The following is a 22,721-nucleotide window of genomic DNA, read 5'->3' as shown; positions in this document are numbered from 1 at the left end:
CCGCTGGACCGCATCACCAGCCACACCCTGCGGAACGCGGCCGGCGGCCAGCTCTCCAAGATCACCTACGACTGGGACAAGAACGACAACCTGACCTCCAAGGTGACCGCCGGCACGGCCGGCGCGGGCACCAACGCCTACACCTACGACCGCTCCGACCGGATGACCTCCTGGACGGCTCCGGACGGCACCAAGGTCGACTACGAGTGGGACGACGCCGGCAACCGGGTCAAGGCCGGCGCCACCAGCTTCGCCTTCGACCAGCGCAACCGCCTGCTGTCCGGCGGCGGCACCGACTACACCTACACCCCGCGCGGCACGCTGGCCACCGAGACCACGGGCGGGGTGACCAAGCGGCTCACGTTCGACGCCTTCGACAACCTGGTCTCCGACGGGGACGCCACCTACACCTACGACAACCTGGGCCGGATCGCCTCCCGCACCCAGGCCGGGACCGAGGAACGCTTCGTCTACACCGGCCTGGAGAACGACATGGCCGCGGTCACCGACCCGGCGGGCACGGTCAAGGCCCGCTTCGGCCGCGACCCCGACGGCAACCTGGTCGGCCTGGACGAGGGCGGCGTCAAGCTCGGCATCCTGAACGACCAGCACGACGACGTGGTGGCCACCTTCTCCGGCGACGCGATCGTGGACTCCACCGCCTACAACCCGTTCGGCGAGGTCATCGCCAGCGGCGGCACCAAGCGACGGCTCGGCTACCAGGGCGAATACACCGACCCGGCCACCGGCAAGGTCAACATGGCCGCCCGCTGGTACATCCCGGGCACCGGCGGCTTCGCCTCCCGCGACGACATCAGCATCGACCCGTACCCCTCGATCAACCTCAACCGCTACACCTACGCCGGCGGCAACCCGCTGGCCTACACCGACCCGTCCGGCAACTGCCCGTTCTGCATCCCGATAGTGATCGCGGTGGTCCGGGTGGTGGCCCAGGTGGCGGTACGGGCTGCGGTCCGCGCGGCCCCGAAGGTCGCCCAGCAGGTCGTGAAACAGACGGCCCGGCAGGCCCCGAAGCAAGTGGCGAAGAAGACGACCCAGAAGACCGTCCAGCAGGCCGGCAAGAAGACCAAGCAGCAGGCAGGCAAGACGAACTCCAGGAAGGCGAAGGACGCCAAACGAAAGAAGGAAACCAAGCCGGCCAAGCGCGCCAAGAAGAAGCAGACAACCAAGAAGGCGAACAGCAGGGTCAAGCCCAAGAAGCCGATCAACCTGAGAGTCAAAACCCCCAAGGTCAAGGCTCCCAAAGCCGGCGCCAAGCCGAAGATTTCCAGACCCACAACCAGAACCCCCAAGGCCAAGAGTCCCAAGGTCAAGAAGACCAAGCCGAAGACGTCGCCCAGGTCAAAGACGTCAAAGAACAAGAAGTCGAACACCAACTCGACCCAGAAGAAGAACGAAACCGCGCAAGAAGACACCGAGGTCATCGACTTCGATGAGGCCGACATCGCGGACCTCTCTGACTTCGCGGTCGACCCCGACACCGACTTCGGCGACGGCAGCATGTGCCACAGCGTGCGCTCCTGCACCAAGGATGTGGTGGAGGGGATCGCCGACGAAATCGCCGACAAGGTAGTGGGCGACATCGTCGACAACGTCGTCCCCGAAGTCCCGCTCGACGCGCCGGGTTCAGACGTGACGGCAAGCTGCGCACGCCCCAGCAGCTTCGTCCCCGGCACTTTGGTCCTCATGGCGGACGGCTCCCGCAAGCCGATCGAGCAGATCGAGACAGGCGAGGAGGTCCTGGCCACAGACCCGTCCACCGGCCAGACCGGCGCCAGGTCGGTCACCACCCTGATCACCAGCGAGGGCCACAAGAACCTCGTCGACATCACGGTCACCGTGGACGGCAAACAGAGCGACGTCCTCACCGCGACCGACGAACACCCCTTCTGGGTCCCCAAGCGACAGGCCTGGGTGAACGCCGGCGACCTGCAGCCTGGCATGTGGCTGCGGACCGCGGCCGGGACTTATGTGCAGGTCAGCGCAATCGAACACCGGACGGCGACGCAGCGGGTCCACAACCTGACGGTCGAGGACTTCCATACCTACCATGTGGTAGCAGGCGGTCAGGCAGTCCTTGTTCATAATGAGAGTCCTGGCCGGTCGAACCCTGATGATGTTTGTTCAAGGGGGCCATACGCAGAGGAGTCGATTCCTGCTCGAAATAAGGGTAGGGATTGGACGCAAGACGAGATCGATCAGAACAACCGGAATGGTGACTACTTCGGGTGTCACACTTGTGGCACCCTGGATCCAGGAAACAAAAGAGGGACTTGGGTTAAGGATCATTGGCCGCCTAGCGAATGGATTCCTGATGGGATGAAGCAGCGGCTGTACCCGCAGTGTAGATCTTGCAGTTCCAAACAGGGAGGATGGGTTCGCCAGATAGCCCCGCTGATGAAAAGGACATACGATGCTTTCGAATGGTAGTAGCATGAAGTGGATCGAGACCACGGGTGGGCCATTCGCGCTCGTTGCGCTTGATGATGTTCCTCTCTGGACGGGGCATCGCGGCGACTACCAACGGGCTTGCGAAGTCGATGGGGTCACAGGGCTTGTCGGCTTCGGAGCCCCTGAACATCGACGAACGGCCCTCATCTTGTGGGACGAGCCCCTGCGGACCGCGTATCTGCCAGAGCATCAAGCCTTTGTGCAATGGATGTATGCGGACTCAGAAGGCGAGCTGCTCCAAATGGTGAATTCGCAAATTTCGTCGGCCATGTGGGAGGGCGGGCCGTCGATCGAGGTGCGCGGTAAAGTGGTGCTGTTCGATGCGGCAATGCCCGGCGCAGAACTGACCTCAGGCGACTCTCTGGAAATCCAAATGCGGTGTGAAGTGTATCGAGTCCGGACTGCCGATATTGAGCCTGGGGGACGTCAGGCTGCGCGCGTTCATCAGCTCATTGCGGATAAATAAAGGTCCTGTCAACAGGCTGATTTGATGAGAATTCCGCCGATGGATGGAAAATTGCGGCGGGGGGCTTGGCGTCGGTATGGCGGCTAAAGGTTGGCGGATACTACCATGCGGGTTTGATTTTCTTGGCGGTTTTACGCCGATGCTGCGGGTGGTGCGGTAGGTAGTAGCCCGGCTTGTGTCGAACAAAATGGCCAAGGGTATCGCCAGGCCCAGTCGCTGTGCGGCGCTGCGGGTAGGACCTGGTTGATGAGCACCATGGTGGGTGACCAGTCCGTTTCATTCGCGGGCGCTACTCGTCAAGGGTACGCAGGTGGGCGATCAAGTGGTCAAGCTTGGAGCAGAGTATTCCGTTCGGGGCGGGATCGGAGATGCGCCATAAGTTCATCAATCGGGCCGCAAGATAGTGTTCGAGTCAAGCGGCGTGCGTGTCAGTGCCGCGCAAGATGTACAGGTCATCGCCGAATACGGCCGAGATCTGGAGTTACTCGCCCCGAGCTAGCACGTAGCGGGCGATAGCCTCCAGATGGAGACCTCACTGCGTTCAATCTGAGAAATTCGGCCCTTGGTCACGCCCATCAGGTCGGCGACCTCGGTCTGTGGCAGGCCCAGGGCTCTTGCGTCGTACTGCCATCGGTAGCCGTCGATGTAGACCTGATTGCGCCGCCCAGGCGCCACAACAGCGACTAAGTGTCTTTCCGGCTTTCCGGTTCCGCTGGGCCACGGGACCGGGCAACTTGGGCTCGCGTTACGGTGGCGCGCTGGTGATGGGTTCAGCGGTCGTTTCCTGGAGGGTCGCCAGCTGGAGTGCGCTGTGGATCTCCGGGGAGGGGTGGTGCGAAGGATGGCGTGAGGGAATTTCGGTCCTGTGTTGCTCATCCGCAAAAAACTGCCGTCTTTAAGGAGATCATGGCGGTCTATATTTTATCTAAATGATGGCTGTGATCTAGATCACACTATGAAGGCGGGAGGTCTGCTGCTAATTTTTTGATCGTTTGGACCTGGCGATCAGGAGGTTCTGGTGCATGGCCACGGGCCCTCCGGAGAAATTGTGGGGTGTTGGGGTTGAGGCATGATGATCCAGAGCTTCTTAGGATGCTGGATCGGGCCTGGGACGATGAGGCGGGGTTCCTTGGCCGCATGCGCGGTGGACAATTCGTTCAAGAGCTTGCTGACGCTTACATTGAGATGCTGGGCAGAGTCGATCCCGTTGAGGATGACTTTGTGAATTCGTCCTTCGTCAGGCTCCTCTGGTTCATGCCGGTCTTTATAGAATGGCAGGTCGAGAGGGTGGTCGAGGCAGGGGCGTCCCGTGAGAGTGTGGAGCGGGTTCTGGATCTCGCGACCACTCGGATCATGGATGTCTTGGGGGTTCCCTGAGTTCCGGCCGACCGGTATGTAATCCACTGGACGGTCATTGGCCGGAGGGTGGCGGGTGGGAGAACGGCGGTGGTACCGGGTCAGCGCAGCGGATGGCTTACCCAGACGTTTGGTTCGACGTAGACGGCGTGGTTGTGGGGGACGTCGCAGTGGACTGGGGTCAGGGCTCCTGGGACCTCCACCGGGCCCGTGCGGTCGAATGGTAGCTCCGTCCAGGTGCGCCACTTATGTCTGGCACAAGGCCTGGCGCACGGCAGGGGCCGGGGCGCTGGCGTCGAAAGGGCCGAGTGGGCAGCACCGCCGGCTGAACGCCGCCCCGACCTCCTGGGCGCCTTCCCTGGCACACACCGGCCTGATCGCGAAGCCGAGATCGGCATGACACCCGAAATTTCAACCTCTGTAGGTGGGTGGTCAGGCGGTCAAGCTTCGAGTCAAGCGGCGTGGGTGTCGGTGCCGCGCAGGATGTACAGGTCGTCGCCGAACACGGCCGAGATCTGGAGTTGGCCGCCGAGAGCCTGCACGTAGCGGGCGATGGCTTCCACGGTGGAGACCTCGCCGCGTTCGATCTGGGAGATGCGGCTCTTGGTCACGCCCATCAGGTCGGCGACCTCGGTCTGTGACAGGCCCAAACTCTTGCGCCGTTCGGCCAGCCGATGGCCGTCGATGTAGGCCTGATTGCGCCGCCGGGCCTCAGCCACGGCCTCCTCGCCGCCGGAGTTGGCCACGATGTCGGCGCGGACGTCGTTCCACTTCGGGAAACTCGTCATCGGTCCTTCTCCTCCGCCTCGTGTTCGATCAGGTATTTCGCGTACAGCTCTTCGGCGTACGGAATGGCCCGCCGATACCAGCCCGACCAGTCGCCGGACTTGTCACCGCCGACCAGCAAGATGGCCGACCGCCACGGATCGAACACGAACAAGATCCGGATCTCGGATCGACCCGCTGAGCCGGGACGAAGTTCCTTCAAGTTGCGGACCTGGGAGCCCTTCAACGTGTCGACCAAGGGGCGGCCCAGGGACGGACCGGCTGCTGCCAGTCGGTCAATGGCATCGACGACCTGCGCTCTGGACCGCTCATCCAGGGCGTTGATCCAGGTCAGGATCTCGTTGGTGACGCGGATCTCCCACTCCTCCACATCGCGAAGTGTAGCAAATCCTTTACTTCGATGGCGTCGGGTCAGCGCAGCGGATGGCTGACCCAGACGTTTGGTTCGACGTAGACGGCGTGGTTGTGGGGGACGTCGCAGTGGACTGGGGTCAGGGCTCCCGGGACCTCCACCGGGCCCGTGCGGTCGAATGGTAGCTCCGTCCAGGTGCGCCACTCCGCCAGCGTGCCTGCCACCACCATCGAGCGGGGTGCCACCTTGACGATTTTGCCGCCGGCTCGCACGTGCACGCGCAGCCAGGGGTCGTGGGGTAGGCCGTCGGGGCGGGTGCGGGAGGCGTACTCGTGCATGGGGGTGTGGGGTTCGAGGTGTTTGGCGGTGGGGCGTACGGGGGCGAAGAGTTCGTGGTGGCCGAGGTGGGCGGCTTGGGCGCGCATGGCGGTCAGCATTAGGGAGGACAGGCCCTTGCCCAGGAGGTCGCGGCGGATGGTGATTTCCAGGGCGGAGATGGCGTCGGTGGGGAGGTTGCGTTCGCGGGCCAGGGTGCCGGAGCGGATTGCGCCGTCCCAGCCGTCGTCGGGCAGGTCGGCGCCGCCCCGGATGAAGGGGATCATGCAGGCCCGCGCCACCAGGCGTCCCGGCTCGGTGTCGTCGTCGGCCACGAGCACGTACTCGCTGTAGAGCGTGGTGGCATGGCCGTAGAACAGGTCCGCGATCGGGTCGTGGAGCATGAACGGGTGCCAGGTGTGGTCCATGTCCCACAACGACGCGGCGAATTCCGGGCGTTCGGCGAGCGTGGTGATCTGGAGCGCCATGCCGATTATCCTGCACTCCGGTTGGCGTCTGGCGCGTGCCATTTATTGGGCGCTACCGTCGGCGCCATGACAGAACTTGATGCCAGGCTGCGAGCCGTCACCGATCTGATCGTGGCCGAGGCGCGCGAGGCCGGTGGCAGGCACGAGTACGACGGTCGGATCCAGGATTTGTCGCCCGGCGGTGTACGGGCCGGGCTGGCGCGGCTCGGTCAGGGGGCGGCGCCCGTGGACGCGTATGACGCCAGGCATCTGCAGGTGTTCGAGGAGAGTCTGCGCACCCAGTTCGGGGAGCTGGAGTTGCATCGCAAGAACCCGCTCGTTCACCTGTCCAATCTTGATCTGGCCTGCTACGACCGCGACTACGGGCCCGAGGAGGAGCGTGCCGCGGCGAAGGCCGCGCATCTCGCGCGCTGGCCCGAGGCCGTGGACCAGGCCGTTGCGGCGCTCGACCAGATGCCCGCCCCCGTGGCGAAGTCTCTGCTCGGTGCCGTTCGGGGTCTGTCGGCGGGGGTCACGGATGAGGCCGCGCTCAAGGCGCATGCCCGGCTTGTCGCCCATGTCGAGCGTGCCGCTGCGGAAGGTGACCCCGATGCCTCGCTTGGTGGTGACGCGCTGGCGAGGTTGATGGGTACCGCTGAAGGGCTGCCCGTGGACCTGGGCAGGCTGGCTGAGCGGGCCGATGCCGAGCGTGATCGGCTGATGGCGCTGCTCGCCGAGTCCTGCGCCAAGCTGGGGGAGAAGGACCGGGTGCCGCTCGATGTCGTACGCGAGCTGGTCAAGGATCATCCCGACGCCGACGGCGTGATCGAGGCCGCGCGGGCGGGCACCGAGAAGGCCATCGCGTTCACTCGCGAGAAGGATCTTGTGCCGTATCACGACGGCGAGTGTCTGGTCGGGCTGGCGCCTGAATCGCGGCGCTGGGCCATGGCCATGATGGCGTGGAACTCGCCGGGTGAGCCGGAAGGCCCGTCGTGGTACTACATCACGCCGCCCGATTCGTCCTGGCCTGTGCGGGATCAGGAGGAGTGGCTGGAGGTCTTCAGTCGTACGACACTGCCCGCCATCAACGTGCACGAGGTCGCCCCCGGGCACTTCTCGCACGCCAGGGCGCTGCGGCGGGCTCCGTCCGAGGTGCGCAGGCTGCTGCAGTCGGTGGCGTTCATCGAGGGCTGGGCGCACTACGCGGAAGAGTTGTGCGTCGAGGAGGGGTTCGAGGACGGTGATCCGCGCTTCGAGATCGGGGTGTGGGTGGAGGCGCTGATCCGCGTCACCCGGCTGGCCTGCGCGATCGGCGTGCACACCGGGTCCATGACGGTCGAGGACGCGGCGCGACGCTTCGAGTCCGACTCGCATCTGGCGGGTCCGGCGGCGTTGTCGGAGGCGCGGCGGGCCTCGTTCGATCCCACGTACGGGCGTTATACCTGGGGCAAGCTGCTCATTCAGGACCTGCGCGAGCGGGCGCGCCGGGAGTGGGGTGCCGGATTTACTCTGCAGCGCTTCCACAAGTCGTTGTTCGATCTCGGCTCGCCGCCTCTGGGCCTGATCGACGCGATCCTGTAGATCCTGTAGCGTCACTCGGAATGATCGGGGAAACGTCCTATAGCGGGTCGAATCGCTAGGGAGGACTGTTTCGTGCGCGAGCTCTCCGGCAAGGTCGCGGTGGTGACGGGTGCGGCAAGCGGCATCGGGCGGGCGATGGCCCTCCGGTTCGCGGCCGAGGGCATGACGCTGATGCTGGCCGATGTGGATCATGGCGGGCTGGCGCAGACGGCCGCGTTGGCCGCGCGGGAGGCCGAGGTTGTCGCGCGGCAGGCCAAGGTGCTTACGCAGATCACCGACGTGTCCGACGCTTCGGCCGTACGGCACCTGGCCAATCGGTGTTTCGGGGAGTTCGGCGCCGTACATGTGTTGTGCAACAACGCCGGCGTCTTCCAGGGCGGTCACATGTGGACGCGCGACGAGGAGGACTTCGCCTGGTTGTTCGGCGTGAACGTGTGGGGCGTGCTGCACGGCATCCACGAGTTCGTGCCCCGCATGATCGAACAGGACACCGAGGGCCACATCGTCAACACCGTCTCCACGGCGGGGCTGTTCGTCAAGCCGGGATCGGGCGGGTACGCGGCGACGAAGTACGCCGCGCTGGCCGCGTCCCTGGCGCTGGCCCAGGACCTGGCGGCCACCGGCGCCAGGCTGCGGGTGAGTGCGTTGTGCCCCGGCGCGGTCAGGACGCGCATCGGCGACTCCGACCGGTCCCGCCCGGCGAGCCTGGTCACCACGCCGACGCCGGACGAGGTGGACTCGCGGGAGTCGATCAGCAGGGCGGCCGAGGGCGGCATCGACCCGTCGGAGGTGGCCGACCTGGTGGTGCGGGGCATCCACGAGGAACGGTTCCTGCTGCTGACCGACCCCAAGTACGCCGACCGGCTGCGCCGGCAGACCGAGAGCCTGCTCACCGGGGACCTGCCCGACTGACATCTATAGGAGCATCTACCGGTGATGGCGGTCGCGGGCCAGTATTCGGACGATGACGCCGGTGCCCGGCCTGATCAGCAGCCGTACCGAGTCGCCCGGCAACACGTCCTGGTACAGGCTCGGCTCGACCCGGAACGCCGTGGCCTTGGGCGAGCTGCCGTCGTGCAGGGCGATATAGCAGTGCTCGGCGTCCGCCCAGCGCTTGACGATGTGCCCGGTGACCTCCTGGCGTCCAGAGCCCTGCGGCAGGGCTTCGGCGGGCTCAATCTCGCCGCTCTGCCAGCCGCTCCCGGTGAAGATCCACTCCTGCCTCGGGTTGGCCGGGCCGGCCGCCGCGACCTCCTTGCCGCGCGCCGTCAGCAGGAATCCGCGACCGCCCATGAGCAGCCCGATGCCCGCCACGAACACCACCGCCGTCGCGATGATGCCGGGCCACGACACGCCGGAGGCCGAGATGGTGGCCCACCAGGGGACGACGAGGGTGGCCGCCAGCGACACCGGGACGAGCAGGCTCGGCCAGCGCCGCCGCGCCAGCCCCAGCTCGATCGCGCGCCGCCGGACGAGGGGGACGAGTCGGCTGTCGAGCTCGGCCTCTCTAGGCATCAGCTCGATCTCCGGGGTCTGGGAGGAGCCGGCCAGGCGGGCGCGCACCCGTTCGAGCACCCATCGCTCGTACGGCACCAGCGGCTCCTGCGCGGACTCCGCACCGAGGGACAGGCGATCGCCCTCGGCCGTCACCCAGCCGCGCCCGGCCAGGTCGGACACCGTCGCGTGGAACACCTCCTCAGCCCGTACGCCGCGTAAGAGCTCGGCCACGGGCGGGGCCACCTGCTCCTCGGAGGGCCGCCGCCGGTACGTGTCCCGGCTGGACACCTTGAAGGCGACGGCCAGCATGACGGCCCAGAGGGCCCACGCCACCGCCGGCCAGACAAGATCCATTGTTCTGTGTTAGCACGTTGGCCGGAGCCAGGCCAGGCGTAAGACCCAAGGCCGATACACTGTGGTCACCGCATTCGCCTTTGGGGGGTTCTCACGGTGTCTGAATTCGACACGGTTCTGGTGGTCGACTTCGGCGCGCAGTACGCGCAACTGATCGCCAGGCGCGTGCGCGAGTGCCATGTCTTCTCGGAGATCGTCCCTTCGACGATGCCGGTGGAGGAGATGATGGCCAAGAACCCCAAGGCGATCATTCTGTCCGGCGGCCCCTCCTCGGTCTACGCGGAAGGCGCCCCGCCGGTGCCGCACGGGCTGTTCGCCACGGGCGTGCCCACGTTCGGCATCTGTTACGGCTTTCAGGCCATGGCGCAGGCGCTGGGCGGCGAGGTGGCCCGCACGGGCGTCGCCGAGTACGGCGGCACCGCGCTCGAGGTGCTCGACGAAGGCGTGATCTTCGCCGGGCTGCCCAGCTCCCAGACCGTCTGGATGTCCCACGGCGACAGTGTGGCCGCCGCTCCCGAGGGCTTCGCGGTGACCGCCTCCACGAGCCAGACGCCGGTGGCCGCGTTCGAGAACATCGAGCGCGGGCTCTACGGCGTGCAGTTCCATCCGGAGGTGCTGCACAGCGAGCACGGGCAGACGGTGTTGCGGCACTTCCTCGACGCGGCCGGCTGCCGTCCGTCGTGGACCATGCTCAACATCGTCGAGGACTCCGTACGGGCCGTACGCGACCAGGTCGGCGACGGGCGGGCGATCTGCGCGCTGTCGGGCGGCGTGGACTCCGCGGTGGCCGCCGCCCTGGTCCAGCGCGCCATCGGCGACCGCCTGACCTGCGTCTTCGTCGACCACGGCCTGCTGCGCAAGGGCGAGCCCGAGCAGGTCGAGCGCGACTTCGTGGCCGCCACGGGCGTCAAGCTGCGCGTCGTGGACGCCTCTGAGCGCTTCCTGAAGGCCCTGGAGGGCGTCTCCGACCCGGAGGAGAAGCGCAAGATCATCGGACGCGAGTTCATCCGCGTCTTCGAGGACGAGCAGCGCGCCATCATGGCCGACGGCCCGGTGGACTTCCTGGTCCAGGGCACCCTCTACCCCGACGTGGTCGAGTCGGGCGGCGGCACCGGCACCGCCAACATCAAGTCCCACCACAACGTCGGCGGCCTGCCGGAAGACCTGCAGTTCAAGCTGGTGGAGCCGCTGCGGGCGCTGTTCAAGGACGAGGTCCGCCGGGCGGGCGAGGAGCTCGGCCTGCCCTCCGCCATGGTCTGGCGCCAGCCGTTCCCCGGCCCCGGCCTCGGCATCCGCATCGTCGGCGAGGTCACCCGCGACCGCCTGTCCATCCTGCGCGAGGCCGACGCGATCGCCCGCGAGGAACTGTCCAGGGCCGGCCTGGACCGTACGATCTGGCAGTGCCCCGTGGTGCTGCTGGCTGACGTCCGGTCCGTGGGGGTTCAGGGGGATGGGCGCACGTACGGGCATCCGGTCGTGCTCCGTCCCGTGACGTCCGAGGACGCGATGACGGCGGACTGGGCGAAGGTGCCGTACGAGGTGCTGTCCCGGATCTCGACCCGGGTCACGAATGAGGTTCCCGAGGTCAACCGGGTGGTCCTGGACGTCACCAGCAAGCCCCCGGGCACCATCGAGTGGGAGTGACACCCGAAGTACAAGAGATTTTTAGTTTGGCGTCGTATGAAGCGTCAAACCAAGAATCTTTGTAAGCACGCCGGCTGAGGCGCTGCCCGGAAGCTGGTGATCACGGCCGCGAGGATTTGCCGCCGTAGCGAAGACCGTCGATGAGGACGGCGATCATGCGCTGGCTGTAGGCGACTCCCTCGCCGGGGACGGGCTGGCACAGCAGGGGCAACGGCGTGCAGCAGGTCCTTGGCGCTGATGTCGGCGCGGATCTCGCCAGGGGCCGCCGCGGCTTCGAGCAGCGAGCTGAGTGCGGGGCCGAGGCGCTGGAGGAGGTAGCCGGGCAGGGCATCGAAGGCCGGGTCGCCCGAGTGGAGGGCCGCCGCGAGTCCGCGTTTGGTCGCGACGAGTCCCGGCGTGACCAGCGCGATCATCGGGCCGCGCACGATGGAGCAGCTCGATGACCTGCTGGCCGGTGCCGAGGTCACGCTCAGCGACGAGATCCTCGACCAGATCGACCAGATCGTCCCGCCCGGCACCGACGTCGGCACCCTCGACCAGGCCCACCTGCCCCCGGCCCTACGCAGCCCGCTCCTGCGCCGCCGGCCCGTCGGCGACCGCACCGCCGCCTGAACGGGCTCGCATGTAAGCGCAAGGCTGGTCAGCCCTCGGAATCCGGTGACTTCACATAGACGCCCATTCCACGGACTGTCTCCACGAGCCCTTCGTCCTTGAGGACCTGGACGGCTTTACGGAGGGTGTCGCGCGCGACGCCGAACTCGGCTTCGAGCTCCACCAGGCTCGGGATGCGCCGGCCCGGCGGGATCTTGCCCGATGCGATGCGCTCTCGGACAGCCGCCGCCACCTGCTGGTAGGGCGGAATGGGTCCCTCTCGGTCAATCACGCGAACACGGTATGGGACCAGCGTAAACAAGCCATAGCTACCCCAGAGGCTAGACGGGGGTAGTACACCTCGCTTATGCTGCGCGTGGACGGTGCGAACGCACCGAGGTAGAGCCCAGGCATTCGACCCTTGAGGAGATGTGCCTTGACCGAGTTCCCCGATTTTCACGGCCCTCACATAGGTCCTCATCGCCCGGACGCCGAGCTGGTCGAGTGGCGCGAGCCGGAGCCGCGCTTCGAGCGGGTGCGGATCAGACGGCACACCTGCGACTGCAAAGCCCGCATCCTGGAGCTCTGCACGGCCGCAGGCGTGGCGTGGGTGCGCAAGACCGATCGGCTCGAAGGCGCCTCGCTGGTGTGGGAGAGTCGCCCGCGCAAGGCGGACGAAGCGGAGATCCTCTGGAAGAAACTCCTCACCGGTCAAGCAAGATAGCCGCCCTCCGGCACAACGGCAGGACGGGCTCGGCTGTATCAGTACGGGGTCGTCTCTCTCTTCAACTACCGATGGATGTTCGGTGGACGGTGGAGGAGACGGCGGAACGTGGGTGCGACACGAGAGCTGGACAGGAGCACGGTTCCACATGGCAACATCACCTTCGCGCTCTTGGCCGGCGAGCGCTCCCTGTCCGTGGACGGCGACCTGCGTGCCGCCCGCTACTGGTTCGAGGCCGCCTACCGTGACGCCGAGGTGTGCGGGGACGCGCAGAAGCTGGCGCGGGCCGTACTCGGCCTGAGCGGGGTGTGGGTGCACGAGCACCGCACCTGCGCGGACTGGGAGAGAGTGCGTACGCGCCAGCGCCACGCCCTGCGGCAGCTGGACCCCGGCTCGTCGCTGGCCCTGCGGCTGCGGGCCAGGCAGGCCGCCGAGGAGGACTACCGCCACGGTACGCACGACGCGATCCTCCAGGTCCTGGCCCAGGCGAGGAGCGCCGGTGACCCGGTGGCGCTGGCGGAGACGCTGACCCTGGCACACCACTGCCTGCTCGGCCCCGAGCACGGCGAACGGCGTATCCGGCTGGCGCAGGACCTGATCGGCCAGGCCGTGCTCTCGGGGCGGCGGGGCGACCTGGTGATGGGGCTGCTCCTGCGTACCGTGGATCTGTTCCTGCAGTCCTCGCCCAGGGCCGAGCGCAGCCTGGAGGAGCTGCAGGTGATGCTGGCGGCCAAGGGGCATCGGGCGATCGGGTTCGTGGTCAGCGCGATGAAGGTGATGCTGAGCATCCGCGCGGGACGGTTCGAGGAGGCCGAGACGCTGGCGGCGGTCTGCGCCGAGCTGGGGGACGACACCGGAGACGTGGACGCCACCGGCTGGTACGGCTGGCAGCTCGGCGCCATCCGCTGGCTGCAGGGGCGCGGCGCGGAGCTCGTACCGGCGTTGTCGGAGCTGGTGAACTCGCCGACGCTCAGCGCCCTGGACAACTCCTACCTGGCGAGCCTGGCCGCGGCGACCGCCAGAGCGGGGGATCGTCGTACCGCCGAGGGAATGCTGGCGCGGTTGCGCGGGGCCGAGCTACCGCGGTCGAGCACCTGGCTGACCTCGATGTACTACATGGTCGAGGCCGCCTACCTGCTGCAGGACGCCGAGACCGCCGCGCATGCCTATGCCGCGCTCGCGCCGTTCGCCGAGCTGCCGGTGATCGCGGGACACGGGGTGACCTGTCTCGGGTCGGCGCATCATCCGCTGGGTCTGGCCTCGCTCACGCTGGGGGAGGTGGATCGCGCGGTCGGGCATCTGCGCGCCGCCGTACGGCAGAATCTCGCGCTGAGCCACTGGCCCGCCGCCGTGCTCTCCCGCCACCGCCTGGGACAGGCGCTGGCGGACCGGAAAGAGCTGGATGAGGCGGCGCGGGAGGCGAGGGAGCTCGGGATGGTGCTGCCCGAGCCGGTCGGCGAGCGCGCGCCCGAGGTGCGCGGCGCCTGCCGGGCGCGGCGGCACGGCCTGCACTGGCTGGTCGAGCTGGACGCGCGCAGCGTGCTGGTCGGGCACAGCGTGGGCATGAGGTACCTGGCGATGCTGATGGCCAACCCGGGCCAGGAGATCCCGGCCATCGACCTGGCCGCCGGGCAGGACGCGGCCAAGAGCGCGGCCACCTCGCAGCAGCCGCTGCTGGATGAGGTGGCCAGGCGGACGTACAAGGAGCGGCTGGCGAAGCTGGAGGCGGAGCTGGCGGAACTGGGGCCGGACGACGGTCCTGGGCGTGCCGCCGCGCTGCGTGAGGAGCGGGAGTGGCTGATGGCCGAGCTGGCCTCGGCCACCGGGATCGGGGGACGGGCGCGGCCGTTCGCGGGGACCGAGGAGCGGGCCAGGATCGCGGTGGGCAAGGCCATCTGGCGGGCGGTGACCCGGATCGCGCAGGCCGATGAGGTGATCGGACAGGAGCTGCGCGCCACCGTGCGTACGGGGGCGCGCTGCTGCTACCTGCCGCGCTAGAGCCGACTAGAAGAGCTGCTGCTACCTGCCGGGCCAGAGCCGACTAGAAGAGCTGCTGTTATCTGCCGCGCTAGAAAGCCGGAGCCGACTAGAAGATCTGCGACAGCGGTGGTGTGTGGAACGTGATGACCCGGTTGACCCGGGAGTCGAGCAGCCTGATCCTGCCGCGTACCGTGTCCACGGCGCTGCCCGCGTCCTCGTCCAGCCAGATCCTGGGGACGACGAGCTGGAAGTCGGCGCTGAGCCCGGCGTCGTCCGAGGCGCCCACGCCGATGACCGGCATGCTGAAGAGGTACCCGAGGGTGGCGTCGACCTCGAACACGGCCCCCGTGAACGGTTCGCCGGGCGCGTCGATGATCTGCTGTGCGGCGGCCCGGCCGATGCGGAAGTCGATGCCGAGTGTGACGTGGTAGAGCCCGCCGCCGATGTCGGTGGTGGTGATGCACACGTTGCTCTGTTGCTGGCCGGTGCACGACTGTGCGGCGGCCGCGGGCTGGGCCCCGCTGAGGGCGATCGCGGCGATGGACAGTAGTACGACGCCCAGAACGCGCGTGATACGGGCGCGGACCCCGGTGTTGCTCGTGGCCAAGATGGCCTCCTGAGGGTTGTTCGCCGTCATCGGTCGACGGCGACCTATCCCACAGGCGTTCCGGCGGCGGACCGGAGGTGGAACGTCCTGTGCCGCGCCCGTGCCACCACCTGCGCGAATACGCGATCTTCGAAGGTTGGTGCATACAGGTGTAAATCATGGGAAGGGAGGGAACCCCTGGGCCAATTCTCGACCGTGATTGGCAGTGGGACACCTGGGGTGGTTGTTCGGGCATACGGTCCTGAAGGGTGGCGAAGGCCTGGATGGCCGAGGTGAGAGAGTACGACGGGCAACCGCTGGTGTTGCTGGTCGAGGACGATGCGCAGGACGCGCTGATCGTCGAGGAGTTGCTGGAGGACAGCGGCCTGTCGGTGCGCCTGGAGTGGGCGCGTTCCGTGGACGAGGCCAGGCGGTCCCTGACCCGGCTGCGTCCGGAATGTGTGCTGCTGGATCTCGGCCTGCCGGACGCGCACGAGTTCTCCGCGTTGTCCGCGGTGATCGAGGAGGCGGGCGACTCGGCCGTCGTGGTGCTCACGGGCCTGGCCGACGAGCAGGCCGGGATGGCGGCGCTGACCGCCGGCGCCCAGGACTACCTGGTCAAGGGCCGGGTGGAGGGCGACCTGCTGGGCCGGACGCTGCGTTACGCCATGCAGCGCAAGCAGGCGGAACAGGCCGCGGTCGCGCTGCACGCCGAACGGATGCGCGCCAAGGAGAACGAACGCCTCGAACGCGGCCTGCTGCCCAGCCCGCTGCTGCAGACCATGCCGATCGAGGTGGCCTCGCGCTACCGCGCCAGCAGGGGCGTGGACAGGGGCTCGACCACCCTGGGCGGTGACTTCTTCGACGTCGTGGAGTCCGACGACAAGTACGTGCACGCGGTGATCGGCGACGTGTGCGGCCATGGCCCCGACGAGGCGGCGCTCGGCGTCTGCCTGCGCATCGCCTGGCGGGCGCTGGTGCTCAGCGGGGTGACGGGGGTGGCCCTGCTGCGCCGGCTCGAACGCATCCTGGACGCCGAGCGGCCGAGCTCGGAGATCTTCGTGACGATGACGACGCTCGTGCTCGAACCCGACCAGCGCACGGTCCAGGTGTGGCGGGCCGGCCACCCCGACATGTTCCTGCACGACGGCGACCGGGTGAGCCTGGCCGAGCGGCCGGGGCACACGCTGGCACTGGGCCTGCCGGTGGAGGCGGACTGGCGTCAGGAGACGCTGGAGCTGCCGAAGGGCGGCGGCATCACGCTGTACACCGACGGCCTCTTCGAGCGCCGCCTGCCCGGCGCCCCGCCGCGCTGGCTGGGCGAGGAGGGGCTGCTGGAGCTGGCCGGGCGGCACGCGCACCTCGACGGCGAGCGGTTCCTGGACGCGCTGCTGGCCGACGTCGAGTCGGTCACCGCTCCCGACGCGCCCGCCGACGACCTCGCGGTGGTTCATCTGAGGTGGAAAGACAGCGCATGAGCAGCGCTTCCGGTTGGTCTGAGGCGAAAGACGGCGCATGAGCAGCGCTTCTGTTGGGTCCGAGGTGAAAGACGACGCATGACTGATATGTCCGGCCGGTGGCGGCGGTTGACGGTGCATGGCTGGCTCGTGGTGGTGATCGTGGCCATCGCCGTCCTGATCGCGCTCTGCGGGGTGATCGGCGCGGTCATGCTGGACCGTACGAGCCGGATCTCCGACGAGCTCACCACCCGCATCTCCCCGGCCGCCATCGAGGCGGCCAGGATGCAGAAGGCCCTGATCGACCAGGAGACCGGCGTCAGGGGCTACCTGCTGACCCGCGACCGGCAGTTCCTGCGGCCGTACGCCGAGGGCGTGACCGCCGAGGAGCGCAGCCGCGCGCGGGTCGCGGCCCTCCTCGCCGGACACCCGGGCCTCGTCCGCGAGCTGAACGCCATCACCGCGCGGTCAGCCGCCTGGCGCAGGGACTTCGCCGCCCCCACGACGGCGGACCGGAAGGAGGCGAACCCCGTCCCCAGCGCCACGGTGGAGGGCGGCAAGCAGGCGTTCGACGCGATCAGGACGCTGCTGGAACGGCAGAACGCCCGCCTGGAGCAGGCACGAGCGCAGTCCCGGGCCGAACTGGTCCGGGCCGAGCAGACCCGCAACTGGTCCTTCCTGGCCATGCTCGTGGTGTTCCCGCTGGCCGTGGCCTTCCTGACCGTCGTGCTGCGCCGCGCCGTCGGCCGCCCGCTCGACGAGTTGCGCACGGCCTCCCGCCGCATCGCGGACGGCGACTTCGACCACGCCATCCCCGCCAGGGGAGCCGCGGACATCCGCGAGGTGGCCAAGGACGTGGAGCTGATGCGGGTGCGGATCGTGCGGGCGCTGGCGGACGCGCAAAGCCAGCAGGTGCTGCTGCGCGAGCAGGCCGCCGACCTGGACGCGCAGGCGGTGGAGCTGCGGCGCTCGAACGGCGAGCTCGAACAGTTCGCGTACGTGGCCTCGCACGACCTCCAGGAGCCGCTGCGCAAGGTCGCCACCTTCTGCCAGCTCCTGGACAAACGCTATGGAAAAGTGCTGGACGACCGGGCCAAGCAGTACATCGACTTCGCGGTGGACGGCGCCACCCGGATGCAGGTTCTCATCAACGACCTGTTGAGGTTCTCTCGTGTGGGCAGAGTGTACGACGACCGCGAACCCGTGAAACTTGAGGAGAGCCTGGACAAGGTGATCGACGACCTCTCGACGCACATCGAGGAGTCCGGCACCCGCATCGAGCGTTCCACCGAGCTGCCGGCCGTCGTCGGCGACCCCACGATGGTGCGCCTGCTCTGGCAGAATCTCATCAGCAACGCGATCAAGTTCAGGGACCCCGACCGCGCGCCGCTGATCCGCATCGGCTGCGAGCCGGACGGGGAGGACGGGTGGGAGTTCTCGGTGGCGGACAACGGCATCGGCGTCGAGCCGGAGTTCGCCGACAAGATCTTCGTCATCTTCCAGCGCCTGCACAGCCGCGAGACCTACAGCGGCACCGGCATCGGCCTGGCGATGTGCAAGAAGATCGTCGAGGCCCACGGCGGCAGGATCTGGCTGGACACCGACTACACCGGCGGCGCCCGCATCCGCTTCACCCTGCCTGGGCAGCGTGCCCAGCTCGCGGCGGCCGGCACCGACCAGGAAAGAAGCAGCGCATGACTAGCGGGCAACCCATCGAAGTCCTGCTCGTGGAGGACGACCCCGGTGACGAGCTCATCACCCGCGAGGCGTTCGAGGACAACAAGATCCGCAACAACCTCCACGTCGTCAGGGACGGCCTGGAGGCCCTCGACTTCGTCTACCGGCGCGAACCGTACGCCGACGCGCCCCGCCCCGACCTCATCCTGCTCGACCTCAACCTGCCCAAGTACGACGGCCGCCAGGTGCTGGGCAGGATCAAGAGCGACCCCGAGCTGAGGTCGATCCCCATCGTCGTCCTGACGACGTCCTCGGCGGAGGAGGACATCCTGCGCAGCTACGAGCTGTTCGCTAACGCGTACGTGAGCAAACCCGTCGACATCGACCGGTTCATGGCCGTCATCCGGCAGATCGACGAGTTCTTCGTCACGGTGGTCCGGCTGCCCGGCCGAACCCGAGACGGCGGAGTGGAGGAGAAGCTCTAGCTCCGCAGTCGAAGAGCAGGGGCAGCAGCAGCATGCCCACGAAGATGGGCGCGGCCATGTAACGGAAGTCCTGGGCCGAGATGTTGACCAGGATGGCGAGCTGCTGCCCGGCCACCACCGCCGCGACCCCTGCCACGTACCGGTTGCGCAGCACCCACGCCCCCAGCCCCACCGCCAGATACGTCACGTACGACCAGGTGGCGCCCCGCCACAACAACCAGTCGTACGCGGGCGCCAGCGCCCCGGTCAGCCAGGGCTCGGCCACCCGGTTCAGCGCCATCGACAGCGGTCGCAGCGAGTACACCCCCCGCCCGGGGAAGTCGGTCACCTTGCCCGGCCCCACGTAGGTGTCGGCGTTCGGCCGCAACGAGAACCGGTACGTCATTCCCCCGGTCGCACCCTCGTACTGGCCGGGCCGCCACGCGATCGACCCCCGGCACAACCGTGCCTCCACGATGGTCCTGGGCTCGCTGGCCAGCAGCCGCCGCCACAGGGCGAGCAGTTCGGAGGCGTGCGCGTCGGCCTGCCGCCAGTCGAAGTCCTGCCGCCAGATCAGCGGGTTGATGCTGTAACACGTTCCGCCCTCCCACCACCGTTTCAGCGGCGCCACCGAGGTCATGAGGTCGAGGTCGCCCGGCGTGAAGCGGGTGGGCAACTCCCGGTAGGCGACCGCGATGTCGCCGAAAGCGGTGTGGTACACGTACGTCCTTGCCGGCGGCACTATCCCGAACAGCGGGAACACCAGGTTCGTGAGCATGAGGGGCAGGGCGGCGGCGCAGAGGCCGGCCAGCAGCAGCCGTACCCGCATGGTCCGCACGATCAGGACCAGCGCCAGGACGGTCACCCCGACCACCAGAAAGCCGTTCGCGCGGAAGAGCCCGAGCCCCAGCAGCAGCGCCCCGAGCACGAGCGGCGTGCGCCCGGTGACGGCGCGCCGCGCGGCGATCCGCGCGCACACCGCCGCGACCGCCACCGCGCAGATCGTGAACGGCACGTCCTTCCACAACGCCACCGTGAACGCGCCCACCGGCGGCGTCAGCGGCATCAGCACGGCCACGGCGATGGTCGCCCGCCGGGGCGCGCCCAGCGCCACGAGCGACCGCGCCAGCCACGTCAGCGCCCCCGCCATGGCCGTGGTCTGCGCGAACGTGACGGCGCCCAGGTCGCCGGTCACGGCGAAGCTCAGCCACAACAGCCCGTCGTAGAGCACCGAGTGATCGCTCACCCAGGGCCCGGCGAGCGTGTGGCTGAGATACAACACCGAGTCCCGGCTGAACAGCCCGGGATGGAACGCCGCCCACCAGCAGCCCAGCACCACCTGAATGCTCAGGAAGATTCTGGCGGTGCTTGACATGACTCGCTCCCGGGTTGTGGGGGGAGCCGGTGCCCTAGGGGTAGGTCACCCCAGGCTTCGGACCCTTACCGCGCAGCAGTACGGGCACCGTGACGAGATGGTAGCCGCGCTTCTTGAGCTCCCTGAGGACCTCCGGCATGACCTTGACCGTCTCCGGAACCACGTCGTGCATGAGGATCACGCCGTCGCGCTTGGCGAGCTTGAGCACGGCCGCCTTGATCTTCTTGGTGTCCTTGAGACTCCAGTCGAGCGTCGTGCCGGTCCACAGGATCTCCGACAGGTCCACCTGAGTGGCCACGCCGAGCACGCGCTCGTCGGTCTTCCCGTACGGCGGCCGGTACATGTCAGGCCGCTGACCCGTCGCCTTCTCGATCACTTCCTGGGTGACCTTGAGCTCTTCGAGGATCTCGTCGTCGCTCAGCGAGGGCAGCCAGGCGTGGGAGTAGGTGTGGTTGCCGATCGCGTGCCCGCGCGCGACGATCTTCTTGGCCATGCCGGGCATCTTCTCCACCCGTTTGCCCACGAGGAAGAACGTGGCTTTGGCACGTTCCTTGGCCAACGCCTTGAGCAGCGCGTTCGTGTATTTGCCCGGTCCGTCGTCGAAGGTCAGCGCCAGGCATTTGACCCGGGAGCAGTCGACGGCGGCGGCCTGGGCGGGCAGGGACGTGAAGGCTAACGAGGCAGCGAGGAGGGCATGAATCACCACACGGCAAGCCTAGAGCCAACAGCGCCCGCCCAGGCTACGGCCGAGGTCTCGTTAAGGGCACTGTCACCGGGCGAGCTTGGCCCGCAGGAACAGGGTCACGCCCTTGAGCGACTTCACCGGCAGGTAGCGCTCGGCCTGGACGATCGCCGACAGCCCCACGTTGACCAGCAGGGGCGTCCTGCGCAGGTCGTTGCCCCTGGAGCGGCGTCGGTGCCGGACCACGAGCGGGCGCAGCAGCACGTTCCAGCTCCACATCCGTTCGACCGTGAGCCCGGCCTTCTCGACGACGACCGTGAGCGAGTCGCGGCCGTAGCGGCGTACGTGGCCGACGGCGTCGTCGTGCGCCGACCACAGCGCCATGTCGCACGGCACCGCGATCAGCGCGTGCCCGCCGGGGGCCAGCACCCTGGCGATCTCCTCGGTGACCAGGTGGTCCTCGCGGATGTGCTCCAGCACGTCGAACGCGGTCACCAGGTCCATGCTGGCCGGCTCGAACGGCAGCGCCCGCGCGTCGGCGCGTACCGCCTTGATGCCGCGCCGCCTGGCCGTCTCCACCGCCGTCTGGCAGTGGTCGGCGGCCGTGGCGTCCCAGCCCGCCTCCACCAGCACCCTGGTGTTCCCGCCGCCGGCCGCGCCGACGTCCAGCGCCCGCCCCGGACGGCCCAGCCCGCGCAACTCCCTGCGCAGGATGGCCCGGCGCTCGCGGTACCACCAGTGGGAGTCCTCCAGCGCGATCAGGCGGCGGATCTCAGAGGTTTCCATTGATCATGTCCTTGGGTTGGAGAGGGTCAGGCGGAGCAGGCAGTACGTGATCGCGGCCGCGCCCGCCATCCGTCCGGCGTCAACGGGCACCGGCAGCACGGCCGGAGCGGCGAGCGCACAGACGACCATGAAGAGCAGCGCTCCGTGGAGATGCGTCGCGCGCCGCCGCCGGGGCGCCGGCCGGTAGGGGCGGGTGAGCACCGGGTCGGGATGCGTGGGCGTCGGCTCGGGCCTGCCCACCTCGACGCGCGCGCGTCCCCTGGCCATCGACCAGGCGACCCTGGCCAGCCCCTTGAGGTCGTCGATGGCCGTCCTGAGCACCTGTACGCGCGAGTCGGCGTCCTCGATCCAGTCCACCGGCACCTCGTGCACGCGCAGCCCGTTGTGCTCGGCCAGCAGCAGCAACTCGGTGTCGAAGAACCAGGAGTCGTCCTTGATCTTGACCAGCAGCGGCCTGACCACGTCCGTCCTGGCCGCCTTGAAGCCGCACTGGGCGTCGCGGAAGCGCACCCCGAAGCCGTGCCGCAACAGCGCGTTGTAGCCGCGCGAGATCACCTCGCGGCGCAGCGAGCGGCGCGTGCGCGCGCCGGGCGCCAGCCGGGAGCCGACGGCGATCTGGGAGTGGCCGCTGGCCACCGCTGCCACCAGCGGGAACAGGGCGTCGAGGTCGGTGGACAGATCGACGTCCATATACGCCACGATCTCGGCCGGGCTGTCCTGCCAGGCCGCCCGCAGGGCAGCGCCCCGGCCCCTGATGTCCAGCCGGCGGGCGTGCACCTGCTCGAACTCCCCGGCCAGCGCGGTGGCGACCGGCCAGGTGGCGTCGGTGCTGCCGTTGTCCACGATCGTGACGCGCCACTTGAGCGGGAAGTCGGCGAGGTAGCGGGCCAGCGTGCGTACGCAGCCGGGCAGCGCGCGTTCCTCGTTGAGCACCGGGATGACGATGTCTACAGTGGCCTGCCTGACCGCCCGGTCGAGTACGCGGGGGCGCGGCTCCATGGTGGCGCACGTGTCCATAGGCTCCCCTGATCTCGCTCGTGGCCGTGGGTCCACGGAAATGGTGCTGCTCAGGTCCAGCGCGGCGCGGGCGGCTTTTCCCGACCATTGCG

Annotated in this window: 23 protein-coding genes; 12 read left to right on the top strand and 11 right to left on the bottom strand. The window is 68.2% G+C overall.

The window, feature by feature from the left end; genetic code table 11:
- Nucleotides 1-3 precede the first annotated feature (3 nt).
- Together AB0I81_RS28960 and AB0I81_RS28955 are read left to right on the top strand one after the other, a co-directional pair.
- Nucleotides 4-2,451, top strand: coding sequence for a polymorphic toxin-type HINT domain-containing protein (locus AB0I81_RS28960; protein WP_360662802.1), 2,448 nt, complete (start codon nt 4-6; stop codon nt 2,449-2,451).
- 4 nt (nt 2,452-2,455) lie between these two features.
- Nucleotides 2,456-2,938: an Imm21 family immunity protein gene (locus AB0I81_RS28955; protein WP_360662779.1), complete on the top strand. Its 483-nt coding sequence runs from the start codon at nt 2,456-2,458 to the stop codon at nt 2,936-2,938.
- A 495-nt stretch (nt 2,939-3,433) separates the two neighbouring features.
- On the opposite strand, the gene AB0I81_RS28950 is transcribed toward AB0I81_RS28955, so the two are convergent.
- Nucleotides 3,434-3,814: a helix-turn-helix transcriptional regulator gene (locus AB0I81_RS28950; protein ID WP_360662777.1), complete on the bottom strand. Its 381-nt coding sequence runs from the start codon at nt 3,812-3,814 to the stop codon at nt 3,434-3,436.
- Between the two features lie 186 nt (nt 3,815-4,000).
- Here AB0I81_RS28950 and AB0I81_RS28945 point away from each other — a divergent pair, with 186 nt between their 5' ends.
- Nucleotides 4,001-4,315, top strand: coding sequence for a hypothetical protein (locus AB0I81_RS28945; RefSeq protein ID WP_360662775.1), 315 nt, complete (start codon nt 4,001-4,003; stop codon nt 4,313-4,315).
- Nucleotides 4,316-4,746: 431 nt separating this feature from the next.
- Here AB0I81_RS28945 and AB0I81_RS28940 read toward each other — a convergent pair whose 3' ends face one another.
- The 3 genes from AB0I81_RS28940 to AB0I81_RS28930 form a co-directional block, all read right to left on the bottom strand.
- The gene (locus tag AB0I81_RS28940) at nt 4,747-5,082 is read right to left on the bottom strand and encodes a helix-turn-helix transcriptional regulator (protein ID WP_360662773.1); all 336 of its coding nucleotides are present in this window, start codon (nt 5,080-5,082) and stop codon (nt 4,747-4,749) included.
- Nucleotides 5,079-5,396 (bottom strand): type II toxin-antitoxin system RelE/ParE family toxin, encoded by a 318-nt coding sequence (locus AB0I81_RS28935; protein ID WP_360662800.1) that lies wholly within the window; start codon nt 5,394-5,396, stop codon nt 5,079-5,081. Before AB0I81_RS28935 ends, AB0I81_RS28940 begins: the two co-directional genes overlap by 4 nt.
- Nucleotides 5,397-5,491: 95 nt before the next feature.
- Nucleotides 5,492-6,235, bottom strand: coding sequence for an N-acetyltransferase (locus AB0I81_RS28930; RefSeq protein ID WP_360662771.1), 744 nt, complete (start codon nt 6,233-6,235; stop codon nt 5,492-5,494).
- Between the two features lie 66 nt (nt 6,236-6,301).
- Here AB0I81_RS28930 and AB0I81_RS28925 point away from each other — a divergent pair, with 66 nt between their 5' ends.
- Both AB0I81_RS28925 and AB0I81_RS28920 read left to right on the top strand, forming a co-directional pair.
- Entirely contained in the window at nt 6,302-7,795 is a 1,494-nt protein-coding gene (locus AB0I81_RS28925; protein WP_360662770.1) for a DUF885 family protein, read from the top strand.
- Nucleotides 7,796-7,867: 72 nt separating this feature from the next.
- Nucleotides 7,868-8,707 carry an SDR family NAD(P)-dependent oxidoreductase gene (locus AB0I81_RS28920; protein ID WP_360662768.1) on the top strand — a complete coding sequence of 280 codons (840 nt, stop codon included), beginning with the start codon at nt 7,868-7,870 and terminating at the stop codon, nt 8,705-8,707.
- Nucleotides 8,708-8,722: 15 nt separating this feature from the next.
- Here the strand turns inward: AB0I81_RS28920 and AB0I81_RS28915 are convergent, their stop codons facing one another.
- Nucleotides 8,723-9,310, bottom strand: a complete 588-nt coding sequence (locus AB0I81_RS28915) for a hypothetical protein (RefSeq protein ID WP_360662766.1) — start codon at nt 9,308-9,310, stop codon at nt 8,723-8,725.
- A 432-nt stretch (nt 9,311-9,742) separates the two neighbouring features.
- On the opposite strand from AB0I81_RS28915, the gene guaA reads away from it, so the two are divergent.
- Both guaA and AB0I81_RS28905 read left to right on the top strand, forming a co-directional pair.
- Nucleotides 9,743-11,290 carry a glutamine-hydrolyzing GMP synthase gene (gene guaA, locus AB0I81_RS28910; protein WP_360662764.1) on the top strand — a complete coding sequence of 516 codons (1,548 nt, stop codon included), beginning with the start codon at nt 9,743-9,745 and terminating at the stop codon, nt 11,288-11,290.
- Nucleotides 11,291-11,686: 396 nt separating this feature from the next.
- On the top strand, nt 11,687-11,902 hold the full coding sequence (locus AB0I81_RS28905; RefSeq protein WP_360662762.1) for a hypothetical protein: 216 nt from the start codon (nt 11,687-11,689) through the stop codon (nt 11,900-11,902).
- A 28-nt stretch (nt 11,903-11,930) separates the two neighbouring features.
- On the opposite strand, the gene AB0I81_RS28900 is transcribed toward AB0I81_RS28905, so the two are convergent.
- Nucleotides 11,931-12,173: a GntR family transcriptional regulator gene (locus tag AB0I81_RS28900; protein WP_360662761.1), complete on the bottom strand. Its 243-nt coding sequence runs from the start codon at nt 12,171-12,173 to the stop codon at nt 11,931-11,933.
- A gap of 144 nt (nt 12,174-12,317) precedes the next feature.
- Between AB0I81_RS28900 and AB0I81_RS28895 the strand changes: the two genes are divergently transcribed.
- Entirely contained in the window at nt 12,318-12,605 is a 288-nt protein-coding gene (locus AB0I81_RS28895; RefSeq protein WP_360662759.1) for a hypothetical protein, read from the top strand.
- A gap of 108 nt (nt 12,606-12,713) precedes the next feature.
- On the top strand, nt 12,714-14,603 hold the full coding sequence (locus tag AB0I81_RS28890) for a hypothetical protein (protein WP_360662757.1): 1,890 nt from the start codon (nt 12,714-12,716) through the stop codon (nt 14,601-14,603).
- A gap of 88 nt (nt 14,604-14,691) precedes the next feature.
- On the opposite strand, the gene AB0I81_RS28885 is transcribed toward AB0I81_RS28890, so the two are convergent.
- Nucleotides 14,692-15,192: a hypothetical protein gene (locus AB0I81_RS28885; protein WP_360662755.1), complete on the bottom strand. Its 501-nt coding sequence runs from the start codon at nt 15,190-15,192 to the stop codon at nt 14,692-14,694.
- Nucleotides 15,193-15,455: 263 nt separating this feature from the next.
- Between AB0I81_RS28885 and AB0I81_RS28880 the strand changes: the two genes are divergently transcribed.
- From AB0I81_RS28880 to AB0I81_RS28870, 3 genes are all read left to right on the top strand, one after another.
- Nucleotides 15,456-16,649: a SpoIIE family protein phosphatase gene (locus AB0I81_RS28880; RefSeq protein ID WP_360662753.1), complete on the top strand. Its 1,194-nt coding sequence runs from the start codon at nt 15,456-15,458 to the stop codon at nt 16,647-16,649.
- A 78-nt stretch (nt 16,650-16,727) separates the two neighbouring features.
- The gene (locus tag AB0I81_RS28875) at nt 16,728-18,326 is read left to right on the top strand and encodes an ATP-binding protein (RefSeq protein ID WP_360662751.1); all 1,599 of its coding nucleotides are present in this window, start codon (nt 16,728-16,730) and stop codon (nt 18,324-18,326) included.
- Nucleotides 18,323-18,790, top strand: coding sequence for a response regulator (locus AB0I81_RS28870; protein WP_360662749.1), 468 nt, complete (start codon nt 18,323-18,325; stop codon nt 18,788-18,790). Before AB0I81_RS28875 ends, AB0I81_RS28870 begins: the two co-directional genes overlap by 4 nt.
- Here the strand turns inward: AB0I81_RS28870 and AB0I81_RS28865 are convergent.
- The 4 genes from AB0I81_RS28865 to AB0I81_RS28850 form a co-directional block, all read right to left on the bottom strand.
- Complete coding sequence (locus tag AB0I81_RS28865) at nt 18,732-20,144, bottom strand: hypothetical protein (protein ID WP_360662747.1); 1,413 nt, start codon at nt 20,142-20,144, stop codon at nt 18,732-18,734. The two genes, AB0I81_RS28870 and AB0I81_RS28865, sit on opposite strands and share 59 nt — an antisense overlap.
- Nucleotides 20,145-20,178: 34 nt before the next feature.
- Entirely contained in the window at nt 20,179-20,850 is a 672-nt protein-coding gene (locus tag AB0I81_RS28860; RefSeq protein ID WP_360662745.1) for a polysaccharide deacetylase family protein, read from the bottom strand.
- A gap of 63 nt (nt 20,851-20,913) precedes the next feature.
- Nucleotides 20,914-21,612: a class I SAM-dependent methyltransferase gene (locus AB0I81_RS28855; RefSeq protein WP_360662743.1), complete on the bottom strand. Its 699-nt coding sequence runs from the start codon at nt 21,610-21,612 to the stop codon at nt 20,914-20,916.
- Between the two features lie 3 nt (nt 21,613-21,615).
- Nucleotides 21,616-22,629 carry a glycosyltransferase gene (locus AB0I81_RS28850; RefSeq protein ID WP_360662741.1) on the bottom strand — a complete coding sequence of 338 codons (1,014 nt, stop codon included), beginning with the start codon at nt 22,627-22,629 and terminating at the stop codon, nt 21,616-21,618.
- Nucleotides 22,630-22,721: the final 92 nt, after the last annotated feature.

Source organism: Nonomuraea sp. NPDC050404, from assembly GCF_040655495.1.
In the GTDB taxonomy this organism is placed as follows: Bacteria; Actinomycetota; Actinomycetes; order Streptosporangiales; family Streptosporangiaceae; genus Nonomuraea.
Note: the sequence above shows the minus strand (reverse complement) of the source record. Positions and strands in the feature narration are given on the sequence as shown.